The organism is Haloferax sp. KTX1 (assembly GCF_902410085.1).
GTDB classification, from domain to species: Archaea; Halobacteriota; Halobacteria; order Halobacteriales; family Haloferacaceae; genus Haloferax; species Haloferax massiliensis.
In genome coordinates this window covers 1-26,924 of record NZ_CABPRH010000010.1, presented here as the reverse complement: position 1 = coordinate 26,924, position 26,924 = coordinate 1, and the positions used below count along the sequence as shown (strand labels likewise).

Sequence of the window (26,924 nt, the reverse complement as noted above, 5' to 3'; positions counted from 1 at the left end):
GTTCGAACCCCCCGCTTCGCTATATTCAAGTACAGTTTCGCCAATGAAATTCTAGTGGCAGTCACGTTCGACCTCTTCGGCACGCTCGTCGACGCCGAGTACCCGTCAGACCCCGGCGCGGCGGTCGCAGACGCGCTCCGCGAGTACGGCGTCGCCGTCCCCGACGACTGGGACGACGCCTACCGCGAGGTCCACATCGACGCGCCCGAGGGCGCGGAGGTCCCGCTTCCGGCCCACGTCGCCGCGGCGCTCCGGTCTCGGGGCGTCGACTCGCCGGACAACGCCGCTCGGCGGGCGGTCATCACGGCGTTCGACCCCGAGGTGACCACCCGTCCCGGCGCGGTCGAGGCGGTCGCGGCTGCCCGCGAGGTTGGCCCGGTCGGCCTCCTCTCGAACTGCTCGGTCCCCGAACTCGTCGCCCGGACGCTCATCCGGTCGGACCTCGACCGGCGCGGCTTCGACGACATCACGACGAGCGTCGCCTGCGGGTGGCGAAAACCCCACCGGCAGGCGTTCGAGGCGGCCGCCCGCGGCCTCGACGTCGACGCGGCCGAACTGGTCCACGTCGGCGACGACCCGGACGCAGACGGCGGTATCGAGGCGGTCGGCGGCCGGTTCGTGAACCTCCGGGAGACGACGCTCGAATCGGTCGCGGCGAGACTGCGCGCCGGGGAGGACCCGTGCCCGTGACCGCCGCGGCCGCCGTCGTCGCCGCCGCGGCGCTGGACCGGGGCTTCGCCGAACCCCCAGCACGTATCCACCCGGTCGCGCTGTTCGGCCGACTCGTCTCGCCCGTCGACCGCGAGTGGTCTCGCCCGACGCTCGTCGGCGGGGTCGCGGCCGTCGCGCTTCCGGCGCTCGGCGCGGGCGTCGCCGCGGGTGCGACGTGGGCCGCGTCGCTCGGCTCGCCGTGGTTCGGGGCGGTCGTCGCCGCGCTCGCGCTGTTTTCGACCACGAGCCTTCGGATGCTCCTCGACGCGGCCGAGACGGTCGTCTCGGCCACGGCGGACGAGTCCGACCTCGATGCCGCCCGGTACGAACTCCGGGCGCTGGCCGGGCGCGACCCGTCGTCGCTCTCGGCGGCCGACATCCGGAGCGCCGCCGTCGAGAGCGCCGCGGAGAACCTCGCCGACGGCCTCGTCGCCCCGTTGCTCGCGTTTGCGCTCCTCGCGCCCGTCTCGCTCGCGCTCGCGGTCGGCGCGGCCGCGTGGGTGAAAGGCGTCAACACGCTCGATTCGATGCTCGGCTACCGACACAAGCCGGTCGGTCGAGTCCCCGCGCGCCTCGACGACGCGGTGATGTGGCTTCCGGCGCGCGTCTCGGCGGTCTTACTGGCCGTCGTCGCCGGCGCGCCGGCCGCGGTGACGCGGGTCGGCGAGCTGGCGCGGCGGCCGTCGTCGCCCAACTCGGGGTGGCCGATGGCGACGCTCGCCGTCCTGCTGGAGACGCGACTGGAAAAGCCCGGTCACTACCTGCTCGACGGGGGGCCGGAGGCTCCCGACGCGGCGACCGCCGCGCGGGGCGTCCGACTCGTCTCGCGGGCGGGCCTCCTCGCGTTCGCCGTCGCGGGGGTGGTCGCGTGGTTCTGACCGCCCTTCGCGGCGCACTCGGCTTCCTCACTCGCCTCCCCGTCGGCGGCGACGAGTCGAACTGGGACGCCTTCAGGCGCGCGCCCGCGGCGTTTCCGCTCGCCGGCTACGTCGTCGGCGCGCTCGCCGCGCTCCCGCTCGTGCTCCCGCTTCCGATTCCGACCGCGGCCGCGCTGTACCTCGTGACGCTGTACCTCGTGACGGGCGTCACCCACGCCGACGGCCTCGCGGACCTCGGCGACGCCGCGGTCGTCCACGGCGACGCCGACCGCCGGCTGTCGGTCCTGAAGGACTCACAGACGGGCGTCGGTGGCCTGCTCGCGTTCGGGCTGACGCTCGTCGTCCTCGCGCTCGGCGCGTTCGGGCTCGCGGGCGCGGGTGGCCGTATCGACCTCATGGCCGCCGTCGCAATCGCGCTCGCCGCCGAGGTCGGCGCGAAAGCCGGCATGGCGACGCTGGTGTGTCTCGGCGCGCCCGCCCACGAGGGACTCGGCTCGGCGCTCGTCGGCGAGAACAGCCCCTCGGGGCTCCTCGCCGTCGCCGTGGCCTGTCTCCCGGTCGTCGCGCTCGCGCCGGTCACGGGCGGTCCCGCCGTCGTCGCGGCGCTCTGCTGTGGCCCGGTCGTCGCGCTCCTCGTCCGCTCGTGGGGTCGCGCCCGACTCGGCGGCGTCTCGGGCGACCTGCTCGGCGCGACGAACGAACTGGCCCGCGCCGCGGCCGTCCACGCGGGGGTGGTGACGTGGACGCTCTCGTGATGTGCGGCGGCCGCGGCACCCGCCTCGACGCGCCGGTCGAAAAGCCGCTCGTGGACGTCTGCGGGCGGCCCATGCTCGACCGGGTCGCCGCGGCGCTCCGCGGTTCGAGCGTCGGGACCGTCCGCGCGGTCACCTCGCCGCACACGCCGAACACCCGCGACCGCGCCGCCGACCTCGGTCTCGACCCCATCGAGGCCCCCGGCGACGGCTACGTCTCCGACCTCGGATACGCGTTAGACCGCGTCGGGCGGCCGGTCGTCACCGTCGTCTCCGACCTGCCGCTCGTCGCTCCCGAACACGTCGACGCGGTCGTTGCGGCCGCGGACGGCGGGGCCGCCACCGCGTGCGTCCCCGTCGAACTGAAGCGCGACCTCGGAGCCAGCGTCGACGACGCGCTCGTGTTCGACCACGAGGGGACCGCCGTCTGCCCGACCGGGTTGGGCGTCGTCGGTCCCGCGGACGCAGACGCCGATATCGACGCCGAGACGAACGCCGACACTAACACCGACACCGACACCGACACCGATTCCGACAACGCTCACTCGACTATGTACCTCTCCACGGACTCCAGACTGGCACTCAACGTGAATCGCCCGACAGACATCGCGCTCGCGGAGGCCCGATGCGAGTAGTCCTCGTCGCCGGCACGACCGAGACGGCGAAGATTCCCGGCATCAGCGCCGCCGGCGCGGACCCGTCGCTCGTCGGTCACACGCCGAGCGCCGACGCCGAAATCATCGAGTACGGCGAGCCCGTCCGCTCGCCGGTGACGCCGGTCAGTCCGACGGGCTGTCCGACGCCCGCGGCCGTCACCCGCGCCGTCAAGCAGCTCACCGGCTTCGACGTGCTCACCGTGGACGCCGGCCTCGCCGAGCCGAGCGCCGCGCCGACCATCGACGTGGGCGCGCGACCCGGCCGCGACATCCGCGAGAGCGAGCCGGTCCCGACCGCGCCCGGCGCGTTCGAGGCGGCCCGGCGGATGGGCCTCGCGCTCCCCGAGGACGAACTCGTCATCGGCGAGACGGTCCCCGGCGGGACGACCACCGCGCTCGCGGTGTTCCGCGCGCTCGGCGAGGAGTTCCCCGTCTCGTCGTCGCTCCCGGACAACCCGACGAGCCTGAAAGAGGAGGTCGTCGCCGAGGCGTTCGAAGCCAGCGACGTCGAACCCGGCTTCGCGGCCCACAAACCCCGGCGCGCCGCCCGCTACCTCGGCGACCCGGTGCTTCCGGTCGTCGCCGGACTCACCGTCGGCGCGCTCGAAAACGGCATCGACGTGACCCTCGGCGGCGGGACCCAACTGCTCGCGGCCGCCGCGCTCGCCCGCCACGCCGGCGCGAGCGGCGACCTGACCCTCGCCACCACGTCGTACCTCGCCGAGGACGTGCCCGAGTTGGCCGACGCCGCCGAGGCGTTCGACCTCGAACTGACCGTCACCGACCCCGGCTTCGAGACGCACCCGCTGGACCGCTACGCCGCGGGCGAGGCCAAGGAGGGCGCGGGCATGGGCGGGGCGCTCATGCTCGCCGACCGGATGGGCGTCCTCGACGACGTGGAGGCGGCCACGCTCGACGTGCTCTCGACGCTGGACCCCGAAGCCGTCGAGACCGGGACCGCGGCGGCCGACGCCGGCGGGGCCGACACTAGCGGCGTCGACGCTGGTGGGGCCGACATCGACGATGGACCCTGAGTCCGTCCGCGCGGGGAGCCGCGTCCCCCACGGCGGGACCACCGACCCGACCGTCCTCGACTTCAGCGCGAACACCAACCCCGAGCGCCCCGACGGCGTCGAGGCCGTGTATCGGGAGGCGTTCGACGCCGCGACGCGCTACCCCGACGACGACTACGCCGACTTCCGGGCGGCCGCCGGCGACTACGTCGGCTGTGCCCCCGAAGCGGTCGTGCCGACTGCGGGCGGCCTCGAAGCCCTGCGGCTCGCGTTCGAGGTGACGCTCGCACCGGGCGACACCGCGCTCGTCCCCGAACCGAGCTTCGGCGAGTACGACCGCGAGATTCGCCTGCAGGGGGCGGAGCCGGTGGCGGTCGCCCACGACGCGATTCTCGACGCCGACCCCGCCGACCACGCGGTCGCGGTCGTCTGCACGCCCAACAACCCGACGGGCGAACTCGCGCCGGCTTCCGACATCCGGGCGTTCGCGGCGCGCTGCCGCGAGGCCGACACGGTCCTCGTCGTCGACGAGGCGTTCCTCGACTTCACCGCCGAGCCGAGCCTCGCTGGCGAGTCGGGCGTCGTCGTCGCCCGGTCGCTGACGAAGCTGTTCGGCCTGCCGGGCGTCCGCGCCGGCTTCGCCGTCGCCACCGACGACCTCGGCGACCGACTCGCCGTCGCCCGGCGGGCGTGGTCGCTCTCGACGCCCGCGGCCGCCGTCGGCGCGCACTGCATGGACGACACCGAGTTCGTCTCGCGCACGCGAGAGCGCGTCGCGGACGAGCGCGAGCGACTCCGCGAGACGCTGTCCGAGGCCTTCGGCGTGTTCCCGTCGGACGCGCCGTTTCTCCTGCTCGACGTCGGCGACCGCGATGTGGACGCGGTGGTCGAGACCGCCCGCAACCGCGGCGTCGCCGTCCGGGACGCGACGACGTTTCCGACCCTCGACTCGCACGTCCGAGTCGCGGTGAAACGCCCCGACGAGAACGACGAACTGCTCCGGGCGCTCGCCGCCGTCGCCGACGATGTTTGAGGCGACGCGCCGCGACGGCGTCTGCCGGCTCGCCCGCCCGGAGACGCGCTGGCTCTCCACGGGCCACGCCGGCGGCGAGTCGCGGGCCGACGCCGCGTTCAACGTCACCGTCCCCGAGGGCTGGCCCGAGACCGACCTCGACGCGTACGTCGAGCGGCGGCTCTCGGCGGCCGGCTTCGACGAGCGCGGGCCGGCGCTCCTGACGGGCGTCGGGCAGGAACACGCCCGGCGCGCCCGGTTCGGCCCGGTCGAGGTCGTCGCCACCGCGGGCGTGTCGAATCCGGCCGAACTCCCGGTAGACGGCGAGTCGAGCGACTGGGGCGACGCGTCGCCCACCTCGGACGCGGCGGCCGGCGACGACCGAGAGGAGCGAGACGACCCGGTCGGCACGGTCAACGTCTTCGTCGGGACGACGCGGTCGCTGGAGCCGGGCGCGCTCGCCAACCTCGTCGCCGTGGCCGCCGAGGCGAAGGCGGCGACGCTCCTCGCGCGCTGCGGCGCGCCGGGGACGACGACCGACGCGGTGGTCGCCGCGTGCGACCCCGCCGGCGACCCGGTGACGTTCTCGGGGAGCGCGACCGAGGTCGGCAACGCGGCGCGGGTCTGCGTCCGTGACGCGGTGCGCGCGAGCCTCGATTCGCGGTACGACGCCGACTCGATTCCGCGGGGCGTCGACGAGGCGAGCTACGGCGTCGTCGCCGACGACCGCGCGACCGTCTCTCCGATCTGAGAACCGCCGGCCAAACGCCTTCTCGGCCGAGAAATCGACGCTGGTAGCTAAGTGGTTCCCGCAGAAGCCTTGATTATGGTCGGTAGCTAGCACGTCGGTATGGACCCCGGTTCCGTTTCCGACGTCGACCACGTGACCCACGGCGGGACCGCCGACCACTCGCTCGTCGATTTCAGCACCGGCTCGAACCCGGAGCGTCCGTCCGGTCTCGCCGGCGTCTACGAATCGGCGCTCTCCACGGCGCGGCGGGACTCGCTGGACGACTGCTCGCGGTTCCGCGTCGCCGCCGCGGCGTTCGTCGGCTGTAACCCCGACGAGGTGGTCCCCGCCGCGGGCGTCGTCGAGGCGATGCGGCTCGCGGTGGGCGTGACCGTCTCGCCGGGTGACAGCGTGGCGCTTCCGGCCCCCTGCTGCGGCGAGTACGCCCGCGAAATCCGGCTCCAAGGGGGCGAACCGGTCCACGTACCGCACGACAGACTCTTGGAGACTGTCGACCCCACCGCGCACGCGGCGGTGATTCTCAGCTACCCCGCGAACCCCGTCGGGACGGCGTACCCGAGAGACGAGCTCCGGGCGTTCATCGACGACTGCCGCCGGGCCGACACGCCCGTCGTCGTCGACGAGTCGTACCTCGGCTTCACGCGCCTCCCGAGCACGGCCGGCCTCGACGGCGTCATCGCGCTCCACTCGGTGACGAACGTCTTCGGCGTCCCCTCGCTCCGAGCGGGCTTCGCGGCCGCGACCGGCGACCTCGGCGACCGGCTCTCGCGGGCGCGCTGTACGCGAGTGCTGTCGGCCCCCGGGGTGGAGGTGGCGACCTTCTGTCTCGAACAGGACGACTTCCTCGAAGCGACGCGCGACCGGGTCGAGCGGGAGCGCCCGCGGGTAATCGCCGAGCTGGACCGACTCGGCTACGACCCGCATCCCGCCGACAGCGCGCTCGTGTTGTTCCGCGCCGCCGACGTCGACCGCGTGCTCCGCGAGACTCGCCGGCGCGGCTTCGCCGTCCGCGACGCCCGCGACTATCGGGGGCTCGACTCGCACGTCAGAATCAACGTCCGCCGCCCGGACGAAAACGACAGCCTGCTCGACGCGCTCGCCGAGGCGACCTGAGCGGCCGCGTCGACGCCGCCGACCCGACTCACCGACGCGAGCCGCACCGACCGACGGTCTCAGCTTCGTTCCGGGCGGGGCGCGAGACTCGTTTGCACGCCGCGATTCGAACGGACGTCACCGATTCAGGTACACGATGAACGCGATGGCGAGGAGGGTCGCGTACACCGCGAACGTCGAGTCTTCGACCACGAAAGCGAACGATTGGATAACTATTCTGAACATCGGTGGTCGTTTCACACCATGGTGTCCTCGCTATTAATGTTTGTTACTGGTTGACACGATATTCGTCGGCGCGCGTCCACCCCGTTCCGAACACTTATGCGAAATCGCCGGACACGTGGGGGCATGGTCGAGGCGTTCGCCGTCGCCAGCGGGAAGGGCGGCACCGGGAAGACGACGAGTACGCTCGCGCTGGGGATGGCGCTCGCCGAGGACTACGACGTGACCGTCATCGACGCGGACACGGGCATGGCGAACCTGCTTTTCCACGCCGGATTGGACGACGCCGACGTGACGCTCCACGACTTACTCGTCGACGAGCGCGACGCCGCGGTGTCCGACGCGGTGTACGAGCGATTCGGCATGTCGGTCGTCCCCTGCGGGACGAGCCTCGCGGCGTTCGAGGCCGCGGACCCCGGCCGCCTCCGCGACGTGGTCGCCGAACTCGCCGCCGGCACGGACGTGCTCCTCCTCGATTCGCCCGCCGCGCTCGGCTCGAAGAGCGCGGTGCTCCCCGTCGTCCTCGCGGACCGCATCGTCGTCGTCCTCCAACCCACCGTGCCGTCTCTGTCCGACGGGCTGAAAGTCCAGGAGTACGCCCACTCCTACGGCACCGACACGGCGGGCGTGGTGTTCAACCGCGTGCGCCCCGACGAGAACGTGGATACAATCGCCGAGCAGGCCGGCCGCTACTTCGGCGGGCAGACGCTCGCGTCGGTTCCCGAGAGCGACGCGGTCCGCGCGGCCCGCCGCGAGGGGAAACCCCTCCTCGCACACGCGCCCGACGGCCCGGCCGCTGACGCCTTCCGCGAGGCGGCCGCCCGACTCGACGTGCGCGACGGCGACGGCCGCGAGGTCGCAGAGCGGTTCAAAAGCGCCGTCGTCCCCGAGCGGATATGAGAATTCCACGGGGCGAACTCCGCCGGTCGCGCGTCGTCGACGACGCCGCGGCGGTGCTTCGGACGGTGCTCGACGAGGAGCTCACCGGCTATGTCGTCTTCGAGCCGCAGGACGCGCTGCTCCTCGGCGAGGCCACCCGCGGCGTCGTCACGTTCGAAGACGGGGTCCCCGTCCTCGCCTACGACACGGAGCGCGAGGTCGGCGGCCGCGACGGGCTGGAGGGGTTCGCCGTCACCGGCCCGACCCGCGCCGCGGTCCACGCCGTCGACGCCGACGCCCTCGCGGACGCCCACGAGGTCGAGGCGTTCCGCGTCCCGCCGGGCGAGCCGGCCCGCGTTCTCGCCGGCGACGAGCGGTTGGCGGCGAAGACCCTCGACGCCGCCCCCGACGCCCGTCGCGAGGAGGGGCGCGACCAGAGCGCGGTCGAATCGTTCCTCGCCGACGCCGACGCCATCGAGGAGATTCGGTCCGAGGCCCGCGAGGAGGCTCGCGCGCGGGCGTCGGAGTGGGGACTCGACGACGTGCTGGCCGACGACGCCGGCGATGCCAACCCCGGCGACGACGCTGACGCCGCCGCGATAGACGCCGGCTCAGACAGTCGCTGACGCGCTTCTCGACGGCTGAGAACCGTCTTCTGTGGCTATCGCTCTGCGGCGTCTCTACGGAAGTATGTCCGCCGAGAAATCCCAGACTCAGACCCTGACCTTCGCCGTCGCCGCGGCAGCCGAATCGCCGACCGAGACCCGCGTCGCCGCCCGCGACTTCGAGTTCGTCGTCGACGAGCCGCAGTCGCTCGGCGGGGAGAACGCCGGACCGAACCCCGTCGAGTACGTCCTCGGCGCGCTCGCCGGCTGTCTGAACGTCACGTCCCACGTCGTCGCCCGCGAGATGGACCTCGACGTTCGCGACCTCGAAATCGCCATCGAGGGCGACCTGGACCCCGCGAAGTTCATGGGCAAGCGCGACGACGGCCGCGCCGGCTACGAGGAGATCCGCGTCGCGGTCACCGCCGACGTCGACGCCGACGCCGAGACCATCGGCGCGTGGCTCTCCGCGGTCGAAGCGCGCTGTCCGGTCAGCGACAACCTGAACAACGCGACGCCGCTCGCGCTCTCGTTCGACCGGCGGGAGTGAGCGACCGCCGCCCGCGCGGGGACAGAGCCAAACCGCCGTCCTCCGTAGTGCCCCTGTGACCGTCCTGCGCCTCCTCCGACTCCGCCGCCCGGCCGACTTCGCGGACTGGTACCGAATCGGTGCCGAGTACGTCCACGACGTGGCCGCGGGCATGGGGCTCCGCGTCGGCGACTTCGAGTCGCGGGTGGTCCGCGCGACGGACGCCATGCGGGCGGGGCGGACCGACCTGCCGCCGGACCTCGCCCGCTCGGTCGCCGCCGACCTGCTGGCGGACGCGGCGTTCTGCGACCCGTTCTGCCAGTGGATGCCGCTGTGGTACGAACTCGGTCTCGCGGCCCCGTGTGCCTACGCCGACTTCCGGCTTCGACGGGTCGCCGAACGGTACGCCGACGACCTCCCGCACCTGTCGGTGCCGCGGTTCTCCCGCCCGGAAGACGTGTACGTCGACGGCCGGCCCGCGACGGCGTACGTCGACGGCTTCGCCGAGCGGTTCGTCCTCGCCGACGCCGTCCTCCACCTGGAGTGGTTCGTCTACGTCGCCCGCGAGTCGGGCATCTTCGTTCCCCCGATGTTGATCGAGCGGACCAGAGAGCAGACCGTCGCCTACTACGCCGGCCGACGGGCGGAACTCGACCCCGACGTGCGGACCTTCCAGCGACTGCTGTTTTCGGACGACGAGTGGGTCCGCCGCATCGCCGACGTGTACGACGTCGACAGCGTCCTGTTCGACTACTGGGCGCGAACCCTCGCACGGGAGCGCCGCCGGCTCTCGACGTTCGACGGCTGACCGTTCGGTCGCCGACGAGTGAGTTCTGTGCACACGCGTCATATGACATTTGAAAAATGTTTTAACGGTGGACGTTGTACGCGTCTACTGCAGGTAGATACCTGCACTTGGGTTGCGTATACAGGGGAGGTTTTTCCCCAGTGTCCGTGGAGTGCGGGCGGGTGCCCGGTCGTCCGCGCTCTTCCTTCTCATCCGCCGAGCCGCGCGTTCGTCGCGCAAAAAGTATCGGGTTCGGGTCGGTCACGCCTCGGGGAGTTCGACGGCCCCGAGTTGCGTGAGCATGCCGAGCATGTCCGGTTGGACCCACCGCTCGGCGATCATGTCGTCTTCGATTCGGGTGAACACCATGTTGCCGACCTCGATGGTCTTCCCGGTCGGTTCGATACCCATGAACGCGCCGTCGTGCGTCCCGCGAAGTGTGACGCGCATCGCGACCGTGTCGCCCGCCGAAATCGTGTCTTCGACCGTCGCCGAGAAATCGCTGAACGACTCTCTGAGCCCCGAAATCTGGGCCTTGAGTTCCTCGCGTCCGCGAACCTCGCCGAGCGGACTGTGGTCGAGGACGTCCGCGGCGCAAATCTCGTCGAGGAGACTGATGTTCCCCTCGGTCACGACTTCCTCCGGGAAGCGTCGAGCGATTCGCTCGTTCCCGGTCGGCGTCGGTGTCGGTGTGCTTGCTGATGCCATCTGTGTGTTTTCCCTCTGTCGCATCCGTCCGCAGACCGCAGCGTTCTCGCCCGCCGTCGGCGGCGGATACACTCGCTTCTACGCCGTGCGAGACGTTAACTATTGTTTGTTATAAACTGCGAGTTCCGGCGAGTAGTACTGTTCTTGTAACGCACAAACGATTGTGGTGGGATGAGTAGTGTTGTCGTTCACTCTGTGTATATGTCCAGAGAAATTGTTCCGAAATAGTTCTCATATACGATATACGGCCATCTTTCGAGTCGTATATTGGATTTATACGGACATCCGTGTTTCTCTGAAATCGTGACCGCTCGTTCCTCCTCTGGGAGTATTGTGAAAATCGTAGTTTTCAGAGTCGGCGACGACCCTCTCGGCGCGGTAATCTTTGTAGCGAACCTGAGTGCATTTCGGGCCGACGCACGTACGGCGAACCCTCAGTGATGACTCACTCACAGCAGACGGGCCGACGGTCGCCCCCGCGGTCGGCGACCGACCCGTTCGAACGCAATACGTATATGGGTGTGCTCGCTCGATTTCCGACAATGAACGACACGGTAGTACGGTGTTGTGCGGATGAGTGAGGTCCGCAACGACGTTCAGGCGTACACGCTCCGACTCGAACTCGTCGACGAGCCCGGCGAACTCCTGCGCTCGTTGCAGCCCATCGCCGAACACGGGGGGAACCTCCTCTCGATTTTCCACGAGCGCGGCAACGTCACCCCGCGCGGCTACATCCCGGTGGAGGTCGACATCGAGGCGACGCCCGACCGGTTCGACAACATCGTCGAGGGGTTGAGCGAGGCCGGCATCAACGTCATTCAGGCCGGAACCGAGCGCTACAGCGAGCGGCTGACCATCATCCTCTCGGGTCATCTCATCGAGACGGACCTCTCCGACACGCTGACGCAGATCGAAGCGACGCGGAACGCGACGGTCACCGACATCTCGCTGTCCGCGCCCGCGGGCTCCATCGACGTCTCCAGCGCCCGCCTGCAACTGGCCGCCGAATCGGGGTCCACCGAAGACGTCCTCTCGGCGATGCGCGACATCGCCGACGAGAAGGACCTCCAGCTCGTCGAGCCGCTGACGGTGGGTGGTCGCGCGTGAGGCTCTGCGTCCTCGGTGCCGGCGCGGTCGGCAGCGCCGTCGTCGAACTGGCCGCCGAACACGGCCACGTCGTGACCGCGTTCGCGGACTCCGAGAGCGCCGTCGTCGACGCCGACGGCATCGACGCCGAGGCGGTGCTGTCGAAGAAACGCGCCGACGGCGTGGTCGGCGACGCGGACCCCGCGGCGGTGTTCGACGCCGACTACGACGTGCTGGTGGAGGCGACGCCGACGACGCTCGGCGACGCCGAACCCGGCTTCTCGCACGTCGAGCGCGCCTTGGGCGACGACCGCCACGTCGTCTTGGCGAACAAAGGTCCGGTCGCCGAGCGCTGCGCGGACCTGCGCGCGCTCGAAGCCGAAAGCGAGGGGACCGTCCGCTTCGGCGCGACCGTCGGCGGCGCGCTTCCCATCCTCTCGACTATCGAGGACGTGGGCCCGTCGCGCGTGTCGGCTGTCTACGGCGTGTTGAACGGGACGGCGAACTTCGTCCTCTCGCGGATGGCCGCCGAGGGACTCGACTACGAGCACGTGCTCGCGGAGGCACAGGACCTCGGCGTCGCGGAGGCCGACCCGACCTTCGACGTCGACGGCACGGACACGGCGCTCAAGGGAATCATCGTCGCCAATGTCCTCTCGGACGGCGAGACGGAGTACGCGCTCGACGACGCCGAAGTCGAGGGGATTCAGGAGCTTTCGGGGAGCATGCTCGACCTCGCCGCCGAGGACGGTCAGACGATTCGACTCATCGTCGAAGTCGCGGACGGCGCGGTTCGCGTCGGCCCGCGGTTAGTGCCCGAAAACGGGGCGGTCGCCCCGTCGGGAACGGAAAACGCCGTCCAAATCGAAGCCGACTACTGCGGCCGACTCGGCATCACCGGCCAAGGGGCCGGCGGTCCCGAGACGGCGAGCGCGGTGCTGACGGACGTCGAGCGACTCGCCGACTGACGGCGGGCGACGAGTCCGCGGCGAGAAGAGATGAAACGAGTCTGCTGACGGCGGGCGACCGGCGAGTCGCGGTCGTCAGTCCGAGAGCGTCAGTTCCTTCGGCACCGACACCTCGCTCCGGATGGTGTCGATGACCTGTCCGTCGCCGCGCTCGTTTTTCGTGAGTTCGATGAGCGAGGCGAGCTTTTCGAGCGGAATCTGCCCCGGCGCGTAGTCGTTGTCGTCCGCGAGGAGGGGCGCGTATCCGAGCTTCGACCCGTAAAGGTGGCCGATGACGCGCGTGTGGCTCCCGATTTCGCCCATCGAGATGCCGGCGACGTCGATGCCGCGGTTGGTCGCGTCGTTGACGGCCTCCAAGAGCGTGAGCGTGTCACCTTGCTTCTGGGGGAAGACGGCCACCTTGGCGACGTCGCCGAACTCCGCGCACTGCTCGATGATGGCGTCGAGCACGTCGCGGTCGGGCGTCTCCTCGAAGTCGTGATGCGAGATGATGAGCTGCACGTCGTTCTCGCGGAACTCGTGGGGCAGCCACTCCTTGGCGCGGACGGTTTCGAGTTCGATGTCGACGAACTCCACGGCGTCGTACCGAGATGCGGAAAACAGGTCGTCCAGCCGGCCGGTGTCGCTCGCCTTGCCCCCGAACCAGCGAGCGCGATTGGTCGCGATTATCGGGAGTTCGCCGTCGTACGCGGCGAGTTGTTCGAGCGGGTCGTCCGCTTGGTCCATTCGGAATTCGATGAGGTCTGCCACCCCTCGTGCGTCCACCTCTCGTGTGAGGTCGTTTGTTGTCGCCGCCAGTGCAGACTCGTCGAGTTTCATGTGAACGCCTATCACCCCGTCGCCTATAAATGTTAGCTGTCGACGCAAGAGTTCTCACCTCCTCGTAGACGGTGAGAGACGCCGTTTTCGGCGGATTATCAGGAACGTTCGTCGATGATGTCGAGCGTGAGCCGAACGGTTATCAGTCCCAACTTGAATGTAGCCGAGAAATCGTCGATATTCGGGAGTCAGAGTCGGCTATCTGTTCTTCGACGGGGCGAACGGGCACCGGCAGTCGGCGTCCGTCGGTGACGGGATGTGTCCGTGAGCGGCCGGCCGTCCGGTCGTCAGGGAACCTCGGCTCGAACGGCGTTCGCTCGGGCCAAAACGGCTCTGTTTGAGCCGAATATAACTAAATTCATTGAATACACTATATCTGATACTATTGGCGAATTATCGAGCGCGACGTTCCCGAACCGAGACGCTTCTCGCTGCCGACGGTCGCGGGCGGTCATCGGACGCACCCGCCGGTTCGGCGCGAACTGTCGCGTCGATGCGCCACGCGTGTCTCTTCAGGGCTCAGCTCGCCGAGGCGACCCATTCGAGGAGGTTCGACAGCGTTCCGAGGTCGATGTCGTCCTGAGCGCGTTCGTCCTTGACGATGGTCGCATAGGCGATAGACGCGCCGTAGAAAACCCCGATGACGCGGGTGTGGCGGCCGATATCTCCCAGCGCGTAGCCGGTGACTCGCACACCCCGCTCGGAGGCGGCGTTGAACGACTGTAACAGCGCGAGCGAGTCCGACTTCTCCTCGGCGGCGACGACGAGCTTCGCCACGTCCCCGTATTCAATACATTTTGGTATTATCACTGATAGCTCTGATTTTTGAAGGGTTTTCTGTCGGTCGTAGTGGGAGACGATTAGTTCGACGTCATGCTCGCGCAGTTCGTCCCGAAGCCACTCGCACTCGCGGAGCGTTCGCAGTTCCACGTCGACCATCTCGACGGCGTCGAACACTTCTGTGATCCCTCGGTGGTCAGTCACGCGGTCGTCTGCGATTACCTTGCCTTATTTATACAATACTATTTGCCCAACGACCGCATCAATCGCTCGACGGAAGAACACCGGTCGAGGAGGTCACTAATTAGACAGTGCCAGCGGGGGAAACGCGTTAGGTTTCTCAATAATCACAGTAGGATTCCGACGAGCGCGCCGACGCTCGACCACGCCACCAGCGGCGCGAAATTGTGACCGCCGTTCGTCCGCCTTACATCGCTGGACGGAGACGCGCCAATAGATCGAGCTCCCATTGCTGCGTCCGTTCCCAGAGCAACATCGCGGGCGGGAGTGCGATCACCGCCGCCAGGAACGAATAAGTAACGCTCAGGCCGATCAGGACGCCGAAGTTGCCGAGAATCGGGGTGATGGCGAGCGCGAGCGCGCCGGTTCCCAGCGCGGTCGTCAGCATACTGCCGAACAACGCGCCTCCCGTTCCGGTCAGCGTGATCATCATCGCTTCGTGCGCACCCGTCGTCGCGTCGTACTCGTCGATGAAGCGGTGAGTCGTGTGTACCGAATAGGCGATACCGACCCCGACCGAGATGGAGAGAATCGTCGCGGTCAATGCGTTCAGCGTGATGTCCAGATACCGCATCGTCCCGAGCAGGAACGCGATGGCGATCAGTATCGGGAAGACGTTAACTACGCCGAGCATCGGTTTGCGTTCCAGGATTCCGTATATCGCCACGAGGAATGCGGCGGTCAGCACGACTGCGAGGACGAGTCCCTGAATCGCCGACTGGAAGATACGGTCCATCACCGCCGCGCGGACGACGATATCTTCCGTGGACGTCGCTTTAAACTGGAACGTGTCTGCCAACTCGTCCCCACCGGTTGTCACCGCTGTCTGTGAGGCATCGGAGTCGGTCTGATATTCGACCAGCGCGGACCGGTAGTCTTCAGTGAGGTACTGTTCGGCCCGCCCGCTCGCCGAGGATGCGAACAGTTCGTCGTAAATTCGTTCGAGGTTCTGGTCGGGTATCCCGTTATCGTTCTGGTCGTTCCGAGCGACTAAGGCGGCGAACTCTTCGTCTTGATCCGCGTGGGATCGAATGACGGTCACGATGCTCCGTGCCTGTGCTTGCCCACCGGGTCCAACTGCGAACGACTCCGGGGGGTTGTCGTTCGGAGCCACGAGGGTTTCGAGCGCGTGATCTTCCTTGAAGTTTCCTTCGGCGTATATTTTCACGGTACTCCCCTGACTGCTCCCGAACTTCTCATCGAGCAAGTTGATCGTTGACGTGATCGTATACTCGCCTGGCGCGAACGGTTCAGGTAAGCCCGTGACGTAGGCTGGGAGCTCCTCGGGCGGGAGGAAGTCCTCGTTTTCGAACGAGGTGCCGACGCCGGCCCCGTACGCGCCCATGGCGACACTTGACAGGACTAGTCCCAAGACGATTACCGTCGGTGCGTGCTGGCTCACCCGTGCGGGGAACGCTAACACCCGTCCGAGGGCTGAGTCCTCGGACGCTATCGGAGACGAGTTGAACTCCGGGACGCCGAGACGCGTGCGCACGTTATCGCACACCAACTTGGCTGCGGGTAGAAACAGCCCGAAGATGAAGAACGTGAACAGGATACCGACCGCTGACGCGATGCCCAAATTCCGAATCGGCGTCAGGTCGGAGATGACGTTTGCACCGAATCCGAACACCGCAGTCACGGTGACGATGACGAACGCGATCAGGAGCTGGGCGTTCGCTTCTCGCATCGCTTCGACCGCTTCGAACCCGCGTTCCGTCTCCTCTCGGTAGCGGTTGATGATGTGGATCCCGAAGTCGACGCCGACCGCAAGCAGTAACACCGGGACCGAAATCATCTGCTGGCTGAACGGAATCCCCGAATACCCGAGGAACCCGAACGTCCAGATGATCGTCATCACGAGCGCGACCAGTCCCAACAGGACGTCGATGGGGTCACGGTATGCGACCACCAAGAAGAACAGTAACAGGAGGATCACGACGGGCATCACAATCAGGAGCGAGTCCTGCACAGACTGCGAGATCTCTGTTTCGGTCGTCCCTGACCCGAACGCACGAACGTCGCCCGGCGTATCGTCAGCGACCGCTTGAAGGTCCGTCTGGACGGCAGTCAGGTCGTCATCACCGAAGCTCCCGGGGAAGTCGTGCGAAATCGTCGTAATCGATGCAGACGCGGAGACGCTGGTCGGATTGAAATCGTTTGACACTACCCCGGTAAGTCGGGACCCGTCTCGGAGTTCTCGAACGGCCTGTCTGATTTCGGACGGAGTCGCACGTTCGAGCGTTCGCCGATGCTCTGCCGGCGTCGTCGCTGACGGGTTGAGATGCTGCGCAATGATTGGAGCCGGGCCACGAGCCGATTCCATCCGGAACTCGTCGCGTTCGGCAACGCGTTCGAGCAGGCGAGCGTCACGGACGAGTGCCTCCTTCGTCAGGACGTTGCTGTTCGTCCGAATGAGTTGCGTCGTCGTCTGGGCATCCGTCTGGAACGGCTCCTCGAAGTTCTGTTCGACCTCTTCGAGGGTCGCCTGTTCGGGTAAGTCATCCGTGAACGCGTCAAGCCCGCCCGCGCTCATCTGTACAGACCCTAACCCGCCGACGAAAACCCCCGTGAGCAGCAAAAAGGCGACGACAACTGCGCGTGGGCGGTCCACGATCGTCGTGTTGAATCGTTCTGTCGCCGTTTCAATCCTCTCAGCCAGTGGCATTACTTCCGCCTCCAGTAGACGACTGCGACACCGCCTGCGACAACCACCCCCAATCCGAGGATGAGCGTGATGGGCGACGCGCCGCTGTTCTGCGGTTTGACAGCGTCCAGCGGCTTTCTGAACGTGTCGGTGAGATGGGTGCTGCCGTCGCTGTCCGTATACCGGAAGTCGAACGAAATCGGATACGTGCTTCCCGCCGTTGCAGCGGACGCCGCCGTCACTTCGAACGCCAGCGTCGTGGACTCACCGGGCTCTAAGGACTCGATATAGCTCGTGTCCGAGGCCCCGGCGCTGAGGGGGTCGTCGGCGAACAGCCGCGCTTCGACGTCGGTGACCGTCTCGTTGAGGTTGTTCGTCACTTCGACGGTGACGACCCGCGATTTACCCACGGTGATCGTCCGGTCGGAAACCGCGAGTCCGAATTCGTCTCGGTCCGGGCCGATAGTCGCCAGGAGGTCGAGTTTGTCGTAGGTCCGTTGATCTCCGTCGCCGTCACGGTACCGAACCTCGACGTTGAGTAATTTGTCGCCGACCTCTGCCTCACTCGTAATTTCCATCGGGAGTCGGAAGGACTTGGACTCGCCCGGAGCGAGCGACCCGACGGCGGTGGAATCCTCGCTCGGGACGACGGATGCCGGATTGTCCACCGGGCGAATCGTCACGCTTCGTACCGTGTTGGGGCCGGTGTTCTCGACTGTGCCGACGATTTCCCCGTCTTCGCCCACTCGGAGCGACGAGGACACGTCCGAGAAGGCGAACGACTGTGCGGGGAGCGACTCGACAGTGGTCGTGATCGGGTCGGACGTACGACTAATGCCGTCGGTGTCGTCGTAATTGACCACCAGATCAACCGCGTATGCGCGCACCGCCGAGTTGGACTCTAGTGCGGCACTGTACGTGATCGTCCGGTTTTCGCCCGGCTCCCAGTCGCCGACGGACGCCGTCGAGGACGCGTCGCCGGACTCGAACGTCAGGGAGCTACTCTTTGACTCTGCGTTCACACTCGCGGCTTTCGCAACTTCCGAGCCGGTGTTCCTAAGCGTGACCGAGATATCGTTATCGTCGCCGACTTGGGCCGTCGCGTTTGTCTCGATGACCTCGAACCGAGCGTCGTCCTTGATCTGAATCGTTATCGAGCCGGTCTGCGTTCGCGTGGAATCGGTTCCTTCGGTGGTTCCGCTGGGACCGTACCGAAGTTGGCGGGTGTACGAGTACTCGTAGGTGACGGGAACCTGATAGGTCCCCGGCTCGGCGTCTTCCGGAACCGTGACCGAGACCGTCTTCTCCGTGCTTCCAGTCGGGAAGTTCCCGATAGAAACCTGTCCGGTTTGGACGTCGATCGGTGCGTCTTCGTCGTCTACCTCGAACGTCAATCCCCTCGCAGTCATCACCTCCTCTTCGTACTGCGATGGGCCGTGTTCGATAATCAGTCCGCGATTGACAACCGAGATTGTGAGCTCGTCAGTCGTGCCAGCTGAAAGCGTCCCGGACGACGTTGCAAACGTGATATCCGGGTTCCCAACGATGTCTCCGGACTGTGACGTCTGAGCGGTCGCAACAGCGGGGACCGCACCAGCGATGAACCCCACGACGAGAACGGCGGCGAGCGCGATGGCCAGCGGCCGCGAGCTACGAAGTGTATCCTGTATCATTCTGATCCTTATTGAGTACTCAGTCAAATTCGTGGCGGGGAGATTAATGTGTCGGTTCAGGTCAACAGCGTGCGCGACTCTGACGCGGAGACCACCGCGTGTAGATGGCGGATAGATAGCCTCCAGCGACCATCATTCGAAGAGGGTAACCGCTAATTAGGTGCAGGGGCAACTCGACAGCATGGACAAACGGGCCCCTCTTTTTGTCGACGAGCCTGATGATACTAAGACGGAGATATTGAAAGCGACGTTTGACGCCCTTGCCGAGCACGGATACGCCAATCTGACGATCGACCGAATCAGTCAGCACTTTTCCAAGTCTGAGGGGTTGGTCTTCTACCATTACGATGGAAAAGACGACGTTCTTTTGGACCTCCTCAACTACTTACTTTCTCGGTTTAGACAGGTCGGAATGCCCGTCTCTGACGATGGAGACCCGGAAACCAGACTTCGGAGCCTCTTTGACCAAGTTATCCCCGAGCCCGACGAGCAACAAATCCGAGATTACGAAACGGTACTGACGGAGTTGCGAATGCGGGCCGCACAAGACGAAGCGTTCCAAGAGTGCTTCAATCAGTCTCAAGACGTTTTCCGCGAAACGATACGGGAGATACTGCAGGACGGTATCGAATCTGGCGATTTCAGGGAGATGGATCCGGAGCTAGTCACGAACTTTCTGGTAACGCTCGTGAGCGGGCAGACGTTTGAACGGGTGACGACAGGTATCTCTCGCCCCATCCAGTCAGAGCTGGATAACTATATCAAATACAGGCTCTTGGCAGACGCGGAGGACAACGTCTGAGAACGTGGGAAGACAGCTCTCCCACTGTTCACCCCTTAACTAGACGGTGCCCCGAGAACCCGATAGATAATAATCGCAGATATGATGGAAAATAGATAGTTCTGTATCGCGGAATTGGCCCGATTAACGGTTCGAAAACGGAATATTCCCACTACACACGGTCGAAATGGCTGACTTCGCGTATTACTCGGTCGTACGTGTTCTCGTAGTTTGGCGATGACTCATCACTGCTAATATCTACACGAATCGCTGATTTAGCCATCCTATGGGGTGGTTCTCCCCTACAGTCTCTCTCCGCTGTACGAGTCGCCGGAACGTATCTCTCGAAGGTAATTCGCGGGTTTAGTCTGATCGTTGTCGTTAACGAGAGTCCCCGACGGACCGGCTGTTTCTCCGGCCGCGCGACGCCCGCCCCGGCCCTCAGTTCGGACGCACGGCGACCGTCAGGTCCGTCCGCGACCTCGGCGTGGCGATTCGGACGTCCACGAGGATGGCGACGACGGATTCAATTGCGACGCTGAAGAAATACTTGAGATAATATATCTACTCAAGAGTACTAGAAGATCTATCCTATTGGATCGCTTCCTACTGTGCCTGTGGACTGTTTTGATGGAGTCGTATCCGTTTTCTGGACGTGGTGACGGGCCTGATCGCTCTCGACGGCGTGCCCTACATGGCGAACATCGTTGACCAAGACGAGGGCTTGGAAGCGTCGCTCACCGAAACACTGATTCTGGACGCCTACAGGACATTCCTCGCCGCCGACTGGACCGGATCCATGGGAGCGCGCACTGGATCCAAACCGGAAGACGACGCCGAACACACCTACGAAGTCCTCCAGCCACGTGCCGAGCGCGTGAGCGCTGTTTCAGCCGGTAGTTAGTTCGGACGCATTGCAACCGCCATTTCGACTGGAGCACACCCCTGCAGACGCCCCGCAACAACAGCCCAAAACAACAGCCCAAAAAACAGCCATTGCGCCGACCAAACAAACACTGGCCATCGCGACACAAACAACGGCAGCCATCGTGAGGCGGTATGCAACTCGAACGATACGTGAGAGACGCGTGCTGGCGAGCGACAACGGGCAATACGGCTGTCGCCGCGCGCTGAAGAGGTGGGGGAGTAGCGACGAGTGAGTCGGGGTGCACGCGGCGAAAGTGGCCCGAACGACACAATCGAAAACAGGCAATACACCACCTGTACGATGGGTTGTACTGGGAACTGGGGTACGTAGATAGTCGTGTCTCGCGGCGTGGAGACGGGTGTCCACGCCAGCGGACGAGGTGAGTGTTGAACCGAAACACGTCGCGAGCGGCAGCAAGCGTGGGTACTTCGAGCGAATCGAAGTCTCGATAGAGATCGAATTGGAGGGATCGACGCGTCGTCGCCACACCCCTGACCTCGTCATGACCGAAGACACCCTTGCGGAGAATCGGCGTGCATGTACACCCCTGGAAATCGGGGCTGTAGCGCGTGTATCGCGGTTTATCCTCCCCACGAGGGGTGTAGGGATCGGCCCTAATTAGCACCCTCGTGAACGCACGGGAAACAGCTATCATGGACCTGTCGAGACCACAACTCGCAATGACGCCACCACTCCCGACACGAGAACAGCTGCCAAACGCTCTCCTCGAACAGGCGACGTGGGTGGGATGGCGCAGACAGACGCGTGGTGGAGACGAAACGAAGGTTCTTCGGGACGTGACAGGAGGGGACGCATCGGCAACCGACCCGGTGACGTGGACGACGTTCGACATAGCGCGTGCGTACGCGACCGATGGCCCAGCCGACGGCGTGAGCTACGTGTTTACCGACGACGACCCGTTCGTCGGCGTCGCTTTCGACGCCTGTCGGGACAGCGAGACGGGTGTGACCGACGACTGGGCAGAGGAACTCATCGAACGGGTATCGAACGCCGCGAACGGCGGGACGTTCAGCCGCCTGTGGTGCGGGGATACGACAGGGAACGACAGTCACTCCGAAGCGGACATGGCGCTGTGTTCACTCCTCGCGTTTTGGACGGCGGGCGACGCCCAGCAGATAGACCGACTGGTTCGTGACTCCAGGCTGTCCCGGCCGAAATGGGACGCCGTTCAGTTCTCGGGCGGGTCGACCGACGGCGAGACAACCATCGAGCGGGCAATCGCCGGGACGAGTGACTAGTACCAGCCGTCGGGGTCGAAGACGGATTTGGGGTCGAATCGCGACCGAGCAGCGGCCGAGGCCACCGACACGCCGGCTGACCGAACCGCCCTATCGACAGCATAGCGGCCGACAGTCACATCCTCACTCGGCGGTCGCGAGGCGGCCAAAGTCCGGGTGCGTGAATTAGAAGCAGACGCGGCTGAGGATCGCGGCGGGTGGTCGTTGTTCGGGTGGTTGCGGTCGTGACGTGGGTTACTCGTCTTATGTGCTAAGGACTGAGACAACAGACTCCAGACACCCACGGCCGACACATCCAGTCTCGCCAACAGAGATAGGTTCGGTCATGCTTCTTGCCGACCCACTTCCATTGATATCACCGATGAGCGCTACATGATCGGACACAGCATCGGTGACCATATCCAGTACTTGTCCACCGAAGTATTGGACTCCAACCAAGACCTGTGGGACTGTCGTCTCCGTCGTGGAATCGAGATACCGACGTTGGCGTCGAAGTTGGTGGTTAATCTCGTCGATGGTGCTGCTATTCACGCCACGTTTCACCTCAACCACGCCGTAGAGAAGCGACTCAGGAACGATTGCGAGTGGCTTTCCATCACGATAGGCCCATGCGACATCCCCCCGATAGCAGACAATATCGAATTCTGGAGAGGCACTCGTATCAACGCTCGATGCACCCGCTGCTGATGCTCCGGGATACTTTTGAGAGCCGTAGTCATCAACGACAACGCCATGCTCGAAGCGCAACTCCATATCGTACTGCTCGTAAGCGATTTTCTGGAGTTCCCTTATGACAACGCGTTCTAAAAATCGACCGACACCTTTTGGCTCACCGTCGTTACCATACTGTCCAGCGGTTAGCCCTGCTTTTGAGGCCCGGTATTCTTCTCTCGTGATCCGTTCTTCTGGGCTGTCTGCCCACTCACCAGTAGACATGTCTACATTGTGTGGACACAACAACAAATTATCTTTCCTACATGTTCAGGGCAGACGGATTTCGGCGGTGGAAGTCGACACGCAAGTGTAGAGGCTTCTGGTAGTCCCTTCGAACGCCCCCGCGGCGACAACTCGAGGGCCTCCGTGCGCGCCTCGGCCTCCGGCCTGCGGTGCTACAGTCGGCCGTCTTCGTTCTCGCCGCGGCCCCGTTCAGTCCCACCCGGTGGCTGGTCGGTGGTCGTCGCGTCTGTGGTCGACTCGTAGTGCGCGCCAGTATGTTGTGGCGCGCCTGCAGGGGTGCAGGCGCGTATGTTGGCCTGCGTTGATTCACCAAGTGTACTATGAGACGGAGCCGACTGTTGACGAAGCGACCAAACAAACGATGGCATTCGAACTGTACGCGTGGCTTCGGCTCTACGCGGACGAGGGTGTCGACTCTGCAGATCTCGTCCAGTTGTTGTTGCAGACGGCTGTCGTCGTCGACGAACCGGACGGGGTGCCGCGGACGCCGCGGGGATACGACGGCGTACAAACAGCTGTTAGCGCGGACGGACGAGGTGCGCGAGCGGTTGGACGTCAAAGAGACGAACGACTGCGACCATCTCTGACGACCTTCTCTAATTATATTTATTATGTTGTCATAACTACAACTATGCCTCTAACCGTTGACCAGATTCACAGTAATCTCTGTGGACTGTACTGGAAAGATTTTGAGCGACTTATCGCTGATATCTGGGAGTCCCAAGGGTATGATACTGAAGTCACGGACGAATCTGAGGAATGGGGAGAAGATGTTAGAGCAACCCGAACGCTTCCATACGAGGTTGAGATACACTTCCAAGCGAAACGTCTCAAAAAAGGAAGTAAGGTTGGAAAAGGAAAAATAGAGCAGTATGGATTACCAGCATATGCTCCAGCTGATGTGATGGTCGTTGTCACAACGGGAACGTTCACCGCAGGTGCTGTCGAAACTGCTCAACGAAGACGAACGCCGAAGTTAGTTGATGGAATATCGCTTGCGAGGTATATCCTCGAAATTGGTGCTGAAGAACTTGTAGAGCAGTACGTCGACAGCCAGCAACCATCCCGTCACAAGAACGAAGAAGATACCTCTGACGTCTCTACTGAAGCTCTTGGTGACATTCGAGGCATCGGTCAAGTGACTCTTGAGAAACTGTACTCAGCGGATATCCTGACTATTGAAGATTTTGTGGACGCAGATATTGAGTGGCTTTCTGATGAAACAACTCTATCTGCCCGAAGTCTCACAAAGTGGCTAACAGAAGCGGCCTACCACCAAGGGAAGCATGCTCTTGTTGTGGAATTGCTTCAAAACCCTGACGAGGACGTAATAGTGATTCGTGGGATTGGTGATACGTACACCACCCAGCTAGCTGAGGTAGGGATTAAGACTCTTGGTGAGCTGGCTGTCTGTGACCCGGAAGCAGTCGCGGCTAAGGGCAGTTTCACAGAATCTCAAGTAGAACGGTGGGGACAACGAGCACGATACTACTCAGGATAGCTTCGAATCACTATAGAAACGTTTTCAAACAGCTCTCTTCTCGAAACGCCGGAATCGAGAGGTAGAACTTGTGTTCCGACCAGAGTTCGTCGAAGGCGATTCGGTCGGTTCCCTGTGTTTCGGCGACCCGCTTGAACGCCGCTTGCATGTCGTCAACGGCGATTCGTGTTGATGGATTGCTCCCCGAAGTGGGGTTGAAAACTTTGCTGACCGCCGTTCGGTCTGTTCGACTGCCATCGCTCTCGTGGATACACTTCGTGTCGGCGAGTGCGCTCGTGACGTGTATGTCAAGCGGGACACGCAGGTCTGCCACCCACGAGTCTCGGAATTCGAACGCGTGAACGACCTTTCGGAGATACTCGTTCGCAATCTTCCGACCAACGTCGTCGATTGAGGTGAGTAACTCGTATGCCTCGTCGTGTGTGTCTGCTGCACGGAACGCGTCAGTATCGAACTGCTTCTGGGCGGCAGTCAATCGAGTCGTGCCAATGGATCCTGCTCGTTGCCGGACCGTAATCGCAAACACACGGTCGAGGTCGCCTTCAATCGTCTCGGGTGTAATTTCGTAGATAGTCTCGTACTTCTGGCGTGTGTAGTGGACGTGTCGGCCGACGCCACCGTTGTCGTCTGTCGGAAGCGCTTCGAGGACGGCCCCCAAGCGTTCCTCATCAATCTCGAGTTTCATGTGAACTATTCGCACTGAAGCTATGTGACGATATCGCTGGCTGTCACGTCGGGTCCCTCCAAGCGTTCATCAACGGCGTGACCGAATAGTGGGCGTCTTCCACGCGTCGCTCTCGGAGTGAACAGCGACGCGCATCCGTACGCTTGGGAGTGACTGCTCGGGTTGTGCGCGCTCCGGCGGGCAGACCGTTCCTGCCGGGCCCGAGCATTTCGCGCTGCCGTTGCGTCTGCGACGGACGGGGCACGGTCACGGGGCCGGGTCGGGCCGGGTGCAGCCACCCGATACCGGTCAGCCCCGAGGGCGGGCCTGCGAGCGCTCGGCCCGCATCCGGGCCATGACCGAAACCGGGCTGGCTGCATCTTCACCAGCCGTTGGGTCGGCGCTCCCTCGATACGGTCGCGCCGCCGGCCGGCTGGTTCAGACGTGGCCGCTTGCGCGGTCCGGGCGGGCTGCTCGCCGCTCGGGCACTTGCCCTCACCCCTCGTTCGCCCGGGCTGCGGTGGCTACTGGGGGCTCGCCGTGCTCACCCCCAATATGCCACGGTCCGGGGCTCACTCAGGGCTGGCTGTGCGGCCTGCCGGGCGTGCGCTCAAACTCGGCCGCGACGAGCTGTGGGTCCGCGGGCGTCCAGCCCGCACCGGGCTGCCGCACGAGGCGTTTCCGTTGCGTCTGCGACGGACGGGACAGGCTCGTGCGGGTCCGGGCACGGTGCTGTTCCGGCGGGTCCTCGCTCTCTGCGGCCTCGCTGTGGCCGTATGCGACGCCGTTCAGGACTGTCAACCCCCCGCTTACCGCCTCGTCGTCCCGGTTCAGCCGTTGCGTCTACGACGGACGGCCTGTACGGGGTCGACGACGCGCGGGTCGGTGGATTGACTGCCCTGACCGCGCGCTCACCTCGAGGTTCACCCCCGCGCTCGTCTGTGAGGGACACCTGTTGGCGACGCGCCGCGCCGGACAAGCCGGCGAAGGCGCGGCGGCGTCGCCGTGAGACGATTGGTATCGGTCAGTCTGTGAGAAGACTGCGGCTGGAGAGTCGTAGTGTCGGAAGAAGACGCCGAGTGAGCGCCTTCAGAGATCAACAATGAGTAGTAAGAAGCAGTTCCGTAATGAAGTTTCGCACACCAACCACCCCCGAGCGGTCGACGACGACGTGGTCGATGAGACGCCAGCGCTCCATCCCACAGTTGAACTCGAAATCCAGGCCAAAGTTGACCTGAACAATCCGGACGCGGTTGGTCGGGGGCTGACCCTCGCGGAAGAAGAGCGAATGGCTGCACGTGAGTGGGAGATCGAACAGACGCGTGACCGGTGGGACCGGAGACAGACGTCGAGTCGGGAGGCGCGGACGGCGACGGCGGTGGAGCAACAACGTATCGAGGCAACGAGAGCGTTCAAGAAACGCGCGGGGTGTGTCAATCGGTGGGCTGACCCGGAAGAACCGGATCCACGTGAGCAACTGACGGCTGAACAGTTGGGCGTCGTGAACAGAGAGGCAGGACGAATGCAGTCGAAACTCGAAGGGTGGTCGCGGTCGGTGATCAGCCGGCGGTTAGCCGAGGCGGTCGCAGACGGGCAGTCGATGATGAGTGCGGTCGTGGGTGTGTTCGAAGAGTTTCAACAGGCTCCGGGGACGGTGATTCCGATTGCGGCGGTCAGTGAGGTCAGCCGTCGAGAGGTATCAATCGAGGGGACGATAACCCAACTCTGGACGTCGTCGAATTCGGCGATCCAGCAGGTGGGACTCATCGAGGACGAGACATCGCGAACGAAATTCACGGTGTGGCATAATAGTCGGCAGCCAGCTGTCAGAGAAGGCGAGCGGGTGACGCTGCGGAACGTCGCGAAGAGCTGGTACGGTGGGCGCGTGTCGGTGGCCGTGACGGGGTGGTCGGACGTCAGATTCCCAGAGCGCGAGGCGTGGTGGGCTGAGTAGGCGTCGCGGGCGGTGTGTTCTTTTTGACGTCTCCACCAGCCCGGCCCCACC

Annotated in this window: 26 protein-coding genes and 2 pseudogenes; 20 read left to right on the top strand and 8 right to left on the bottom strand. The window is 65.0% G+C overall.

The features are described from left to right. Positions 1–54: 54 nt before the first annotated feature. From FY251_RS15015 to FY251_RS14980, 8 genes are all read left to right on the top strand, one after another. Entirely contained in the window at positions 55–690 is a 636-nt protein-coding gene (locus FY251_RS15015) for an HAD family hydrolase (protein WP_148415917.1), read from the top strand. Beyond that, the gene (locus FY251_RS15010; protein ID WP_148415916.1) at positions 681–1,589 is read left to right on the top strand and encodes a CobD/CbiB family cobalamin biosynthesis protein; all 909 of its coding nucleotides are present in this window, start codon (positions 681–683) and stop codon (positions 1,587–1,589) included. Before FY251_RS15015 ends, FY251_RS15010 begins: the two co-directional genes overlap by 10 nt. Continuing rightward, positions 1,580–2,344: an adenosylcobinamide-GDP ribazoletransferase gene (gene cobS, locus FY251_RS15005; protein ID WP_148415915.1), complete on the top strand. Its 765-nt coding sequence runs from the start codon at positions 1,580–1,582 to the stop codon at positions 2,342–2,344. The genes FY251_RS15010 and cobS overlap by 10 nt, the downstream gene beginning before the upstream one ends. Continuing rightward, the gene (locus FY251_RS15000; RefSeq protein WP_148416057.1) at positions 2,344–2,976 is read left to right on the top strand and encodes an NTP transferase domain-containing protein; all 633 of its coding nucleotides are present in this window, start codon (positions 2,344–2,346) and stop codon (positions 2,974–2,976) included. The genes cobS and FY251_RS15000 overlap by 1 nt, the downstream gene beginning before the upstream one ends. Then, entirely contained in the window at positions 2,967–4,031 is a 1,065-nt protein-coding gene (locus FY251_RS14995; RefSeq protein WP_148415914.1) for a nicotinate-nucleotide--dimethylbenzimidazole phosphoribosyltransferase, read from the top strand. Before FY251_RS15000 ends, FY251_RS14995 begins: the two co-directional genes overlap by 10 nt. Then, positions 4,021–5,043 (top strand): threonine-phosphate decarboxylase CobD, encoded by a 1,023-nt coding sequence (gene cobD, locus FY251_RS14990; protein ID WP_148415913.1) that lies wholly within the window; start codon positions 4,021–4,023, stop codon positions 5,041–5,043. The genes FY251_RS14995 and cobD overlap by 11 nt, the downstream gene beginning before the upstream one ends. Continuing rightward, on the top strand, positions 5,036–5,773 hold the full coding sequence (locus FY251_RS14985) for an adenosylcobinamide amidohydrolase (RefSeq protein WP_148415912.1): 738 nt from the start codon (positions 5,036–5,038) through the stop codon (positions 5,771–5,773). Before cobD ends, FY251_RS14985 begins: the two co-directional genes overlap by 8 nt. A 99-nt stretch (positions 5,774–5,872) precedes the next feature. Then, complete coding sequence (locus tag FY251_RS14980) at positions 5,873–6,886, top strand: histidinol-phosphate transaminase (RefSeq protein ID WP_148415911.1); 1,014 nt, start codon at positions 5,873–5,875, stop codon at positions 6,884–6,886. 117 nt (positions 6,887–7,003) lie between these two features. Here the strand turns inward: FY251_RS14980 and FY251_RS23140 are convergent, their stop codons facing one another. After that, positions 7,004–7,126, bottom strand: a complete 123-nt coding sequence (locus tag FY251_RS23140) for a hypothetical protein (protein ID WP_255516715.1) — start codon at positions 7,124–7,126, stop codon at positions 7,004–7,006. Positions 7,127–7,234: 108 nt separating this feature from the next. Here FY251_RS23140 and FY251_RS14975 point away from each other — a divergent pair, with 108 nt between their 5' ends. The 4 genes from FY251_RS14975 (at position 7,235) to FY251_RS14960 (ending at position 9,929) form a co-directional block, all read left to right on the top strand. Next, complete coding sequence (locus FY251_RS14975) at positions 7,235–8,008, top strand: P-loop NTPase (protein WP_089779272.1); 774 nt, start codon at positions 7,235–7,237, stop codon at positions 8,006–8,008. Next, on the top strand, positions 8,005–8,613 hold the full coding sequence (locus tag FY251_RS14970) for a hypothetical protein (RefSeq protein ID WP_089779270.1): 609 nt from the start codon (positions 8,005–8,007) through the stop codon (positions 8,611–8,613). Before FY251_RS14975 ends, FY251_RS14970 begins: the two co-directional genes overlap by 4 nt. 64 nt (positions 8,614–8,677) lie before the next feature. Further along, positions 8,678–9,142, top strand: a complete 465-nt coding sequence (locus FY251_RS14965; RefSeq protein WP_148415910.1) for an OsmC family protein — start codon at positions 8,678–8,680, stop codon at positions 9,140–9,142. A gap of 55 nt (positions 9,143–9,197) precedes the next feature. Further along, entirely contained in the window at positions 9,198–9,929 is a 732-nt protein-coding gene (locus FY251_RS14960) for a hypothetical protein (RefSeq protein WP_148415909.1), read from the top strand. Positions 9,930–10,169: 240 nt separating this feature from the next. Here the strand turns inward: FY251_RS14960 and FY251_RS14955 are convergent, their stop codons facing one another. Further along, entirely contained in the window at positions 10,170–10,616 is a 447-nt protein-coding gene (locus FY251_RS14955; RefSeq protein ID WP_148415908.1) for an ester cyclase, read from the bottom strand. Between the two features lie 573 nt (positions 10,617–11,189). Here FY251_RS14955 and FY251_RS14950 point away from each other — a divergent pair. Together FY251_RS14950 and FY251_RS14945 are read left to right on the top strand one after the other, a co-directional pair. Next, entirely contained in the window at positions 11,190–11,723 is a 534-nt protein-coding gene (locus tag FY251_RS14950; RefSeq protein WP_004970351.1) for a hypothetical protein, read from the top strand. After that, positions 11,720–12,670 carry a homoserine dehydrogenase gene (locus tag FY251_RS14945; RefSeq protein ID WP_148415907.1) on the top strand — a complete coding sequence of 317 codons (951 nt, stop codon included), beginning with the start codon at positions 11,720–11,722 and terminating at the stop codon, positions 12,668–12,670. Before FY251_RS14950 ends, FY251_RS14945 begins: the two co-directional genes overlap by 4 nt. Positions 12,671–12,745: 75 nt before the next feature. Here FY251_RS14945 and FY251_RS14940 read toward each other — a convergent pair whose 3' ends face one another. Continuing rightward, positions 12,746–13,420, bottom strand: coding sequence for a type I 3-dehydroquinate dehydratase (locus FY251_RS14940; protein ID WP_148416056.1), 675 nt, complete (start codon positions 13,418–13,420; stop codon positions 12,746–12,748). A 588-nt stretch (positions 13,421–14,008) separates the two neighbouring features. Further along, positions 14,009–14,443: pseudogene (locus FY251_RS14935) on the bottom strand (type I 3-dehydroquinate dehydratase); the annotation flags it as partial. Positions 14,444–14,500: 57 nt separating this feature from the next. Here FY251_RS14935 and FY251_RS24240 point away from each other — a divergent pair. Further along, positions 14,501–14,577, top strand: a pseudogene (locus FY251_RS24240) (IS6 family transposase); the annotation flags it as partial. 119 nt (positions 14,578–14,696) lie between these two features. Here the strand turns inward: FY251_RS24240 and FY251_RS14925 are convergent. After that, positions 14,697–17,177, bottom strand: coding sequence for an RND family transporter (locus FY251_RS14925; RefSeq protein ID WP_148415906.1), 2,481 nt, complete (start codon positions 17,175–17,177; stop codon positions 14,697–14,699). Further along, positions 17,177–18,565 (bottom strand): COG1361 S-layer family protein, encoded by a 1,389-nt coding sequence (locus FY251_RS14920; RefSeq protein ID WP_148416055.1) that lies wholly within the window; start codon positions 18,563–18,565, stop codon positions 17,177–17,179. The genes FY251_RS14925 and FY251_RS14920 overlap by 1 nt, the downstream gene beginning before the upstream one ends. Positions 18,566–18,989: 424 nt before the next feature. On the opposite strand from FY251_RS14920, the gene FY251_RS14915 reads away from it, so the two are divergent. The 3 genes from FY251_RS14915 (at position 18,990) to FY251_RS14905 (ending at position 21,797) form a co-directional block, all read left to right on the top strand. Then, entirely contained in the window at positions 18,990–19,631 is a 642-nt protein-coding gene (locus FY251_RS14915; protein WP_255516712.1) for a TetR/AcrR family transcriptional regulator, read from the top strand. 637 nt (positions 19,632–20,268) lie between these two features. Continuing rightward, positions 20,269–20,514: a hypothetical protein gene (locus FY251_RS14910; RefSeq protein ID WP_148415904.1), complete on the top strand. Its 246-nt coding sequence runs from the start codon at positions 20,269–20,271 to the stop codon at positions 20,512–20,514. 677 nt (positions 20,515–21,191) lie between these two features. Next, positions 21,192–21,797 (top strand): hypothetical protein, encoded by a 606-nt coding sequence (locus tag FY251_RS14905; RefSeq protein ID WP_306466182.1) that lies wholly within the window; start codon positions 21,192–21,194, stop codon positions 21,795–21,797. Between the two features lie 243 nt (positions 21,798–22,040). On the opposite strand, the gene FY251_RS14900 is transcribed toward FY251_RS14905, so the two are convergent. Then, positions 22,041–22,733: a hypothetical protein gene (locus FY251_RS14900; RefSeq protein ID WP_148415903.1), complete on the bottom strand. Its 693-nt coding sequence runs from the start codon at positions 22,731–22,733 to the stop codon at positions 22,041–22,043. Between the two features lie 382 nt (positions 22,734–23,115). Between FY251_RS14900 and FY251_RS14890 the strand changes: the two genes are divergently transcribed. Further along, a complete protein-coding gene (locus FY251_RS14890; RefSeq protein WP_255516711.1) occupies positions 23,116–24,255 on the top strand; it encodes a restriction endonuclease in 1,140 nt (379 codons plus the stop codon). Positions 24,256–24,265: 10 nt separating this feature from the next. Here the strand turns inward: FY251_RS14890 and FY251_RS14885 are convergent, their stop codons facing one another. Further along, positions 24,266–24,940 carry a hypothetical protein gene (locus FY251_RS14885; RefSeq protein WP_148415901.1) on the bottom strand — a complete coding sequence of 225 codons (675 nt, stop codon included), beginning with the start codon at positions 24,938–24,940 and terminating at the stop codon, positions 24,266–24,268. 1,081 nt (positions 24,941–26,021) lie between these two features. Here FY251_RS14885 and FY251_RS14875 point away from each other — a divergent pair. Beyond that, the gene (locus FY251_RS14875; RefSeq protein WP_148415900.1) at positions 26,022–26,873 is read left to right on the top strand and encodes a DNA-binding protein; all 852 of its coding nucleotides are present in this window, start codon (positions 26,022–26,024) and stop codon (positions 26,871–26,873) included. The last annotated feature ends 51 nt before the right edge of the window (positions 26,874–26,924 follow it).

Coding starts and splice junctions, on each gene's coding strand:
- FY251_RS14905 (WP_306466182.1), top strand. CDS start 21,192: ATGGACCTGTCGAGACCACAACTCGCAATGACGCCACCACTCCCGACA.
- FY251_RS14995 (WP_148415914.1), top strand. CDS start 2,967: ATGCGAGTAGTCCTCGTCGCCGGCACGACCGAGACGGCGAAGATTCCC.
- FY251_RS14900 (WP_148415903.1), bottom strand. CDS start 22,733: ATGTCTACTGGTGAGTGGGCAGACAGCCCAGAAGAACGGATCACGAGA.
- FY251_RS14955 (WP_148415908.1), bottom strand. CDS start 10,616: ATGGCATCAGCAAGCACACCGACACCGACGCCGACCGGGAACGAGCGA.
- FY251_RS14890 (WP_255516711.1), top strand. CDS start 23,116: ATGGCATTCGAACTGTACGCGTGGCTTCGGCTCTACGCGGACGAGGGT.
- FY251_RS15000 (WP_148416057.1), top strand. CDS start 2,344: ATGTGCGGCGGCCGCGGCACCCGCCTCGACGCGCCGGTCGAAAAGCCG.
- FY251_RS14920 (WP_148416055.1), bottom strand. CDS start 18,565: ATGACTGCGAGGGGATTGACGTTCGAGGTAGACGACGAAGACGCACCG.
- FY251_RS14980 (WP_148415911.1), top strand. CDS start 5,873: ATGGACCCCGGTTCCGTTTCCGACGTCGACCACGTGACCCACGGCGGG.
- FY251_RS14950 (WP_004970351.1), top strand. CDS start 11,190: ATGAGTGAGGTCCGCAACGACGTTCAGGCGTACACGCTCCGACTCGAA.
- FY251_RS14975 (WP_089779272.1), top strand. CDS start 7,235: ATGGTCGAGGCGTTCGCCGTCGCCAGCGGGAAGGGCGGCACCGGGAAG.
- FY251_RS14875 (WP_148415900.1), top strand. CDS start 26,022: ATGAGTAGTAAGAAGCAGTTCCGTAATGAAGTTTCGCACACCAACCAC.
- FY251_RS14985 (WP_148415912.1), top strand. CDS start 5,036: ATGTTTGAGGCGACGCGCCGCGACGGCGTCTGCCGGCTCGCCCGCCCG.
- FY251_RS14965 (WP_148415910.1), top strand. CDS start 8,678: ATGTCCGCCGAGAAATCCCAGACTCAGACCCTGACCTTCGCCGTCGCC.
- FY251_RS14885 (WP_148415901.1), bottom strand. CDS start 24,940: ATGAAACTCGAGATTGATGAGGAACGCTTGGGGGCCGTCCTCGAAGCG.
- FY251_RS14970 (WP_089779270.1), top strand. CDS start 8,005: ATGAGAATTCCACGGGGCGAACTCCGCCGGTCGCGCGTCGTCGACGAC.
- cobD (WP_148415913.1), top strand. CDS start 4,021: ATGGACCCTGAGTCCGTCCGCGCGGGGAGCCGCGTCCCCCACGGCGGG.
- FY251_RS14925 (WP_148415906.1), bottom strand. CDS start 17,177: ATGCCACTGGCTGAGAGGATTGAAACGGCGACAGAACGATTCAACACG.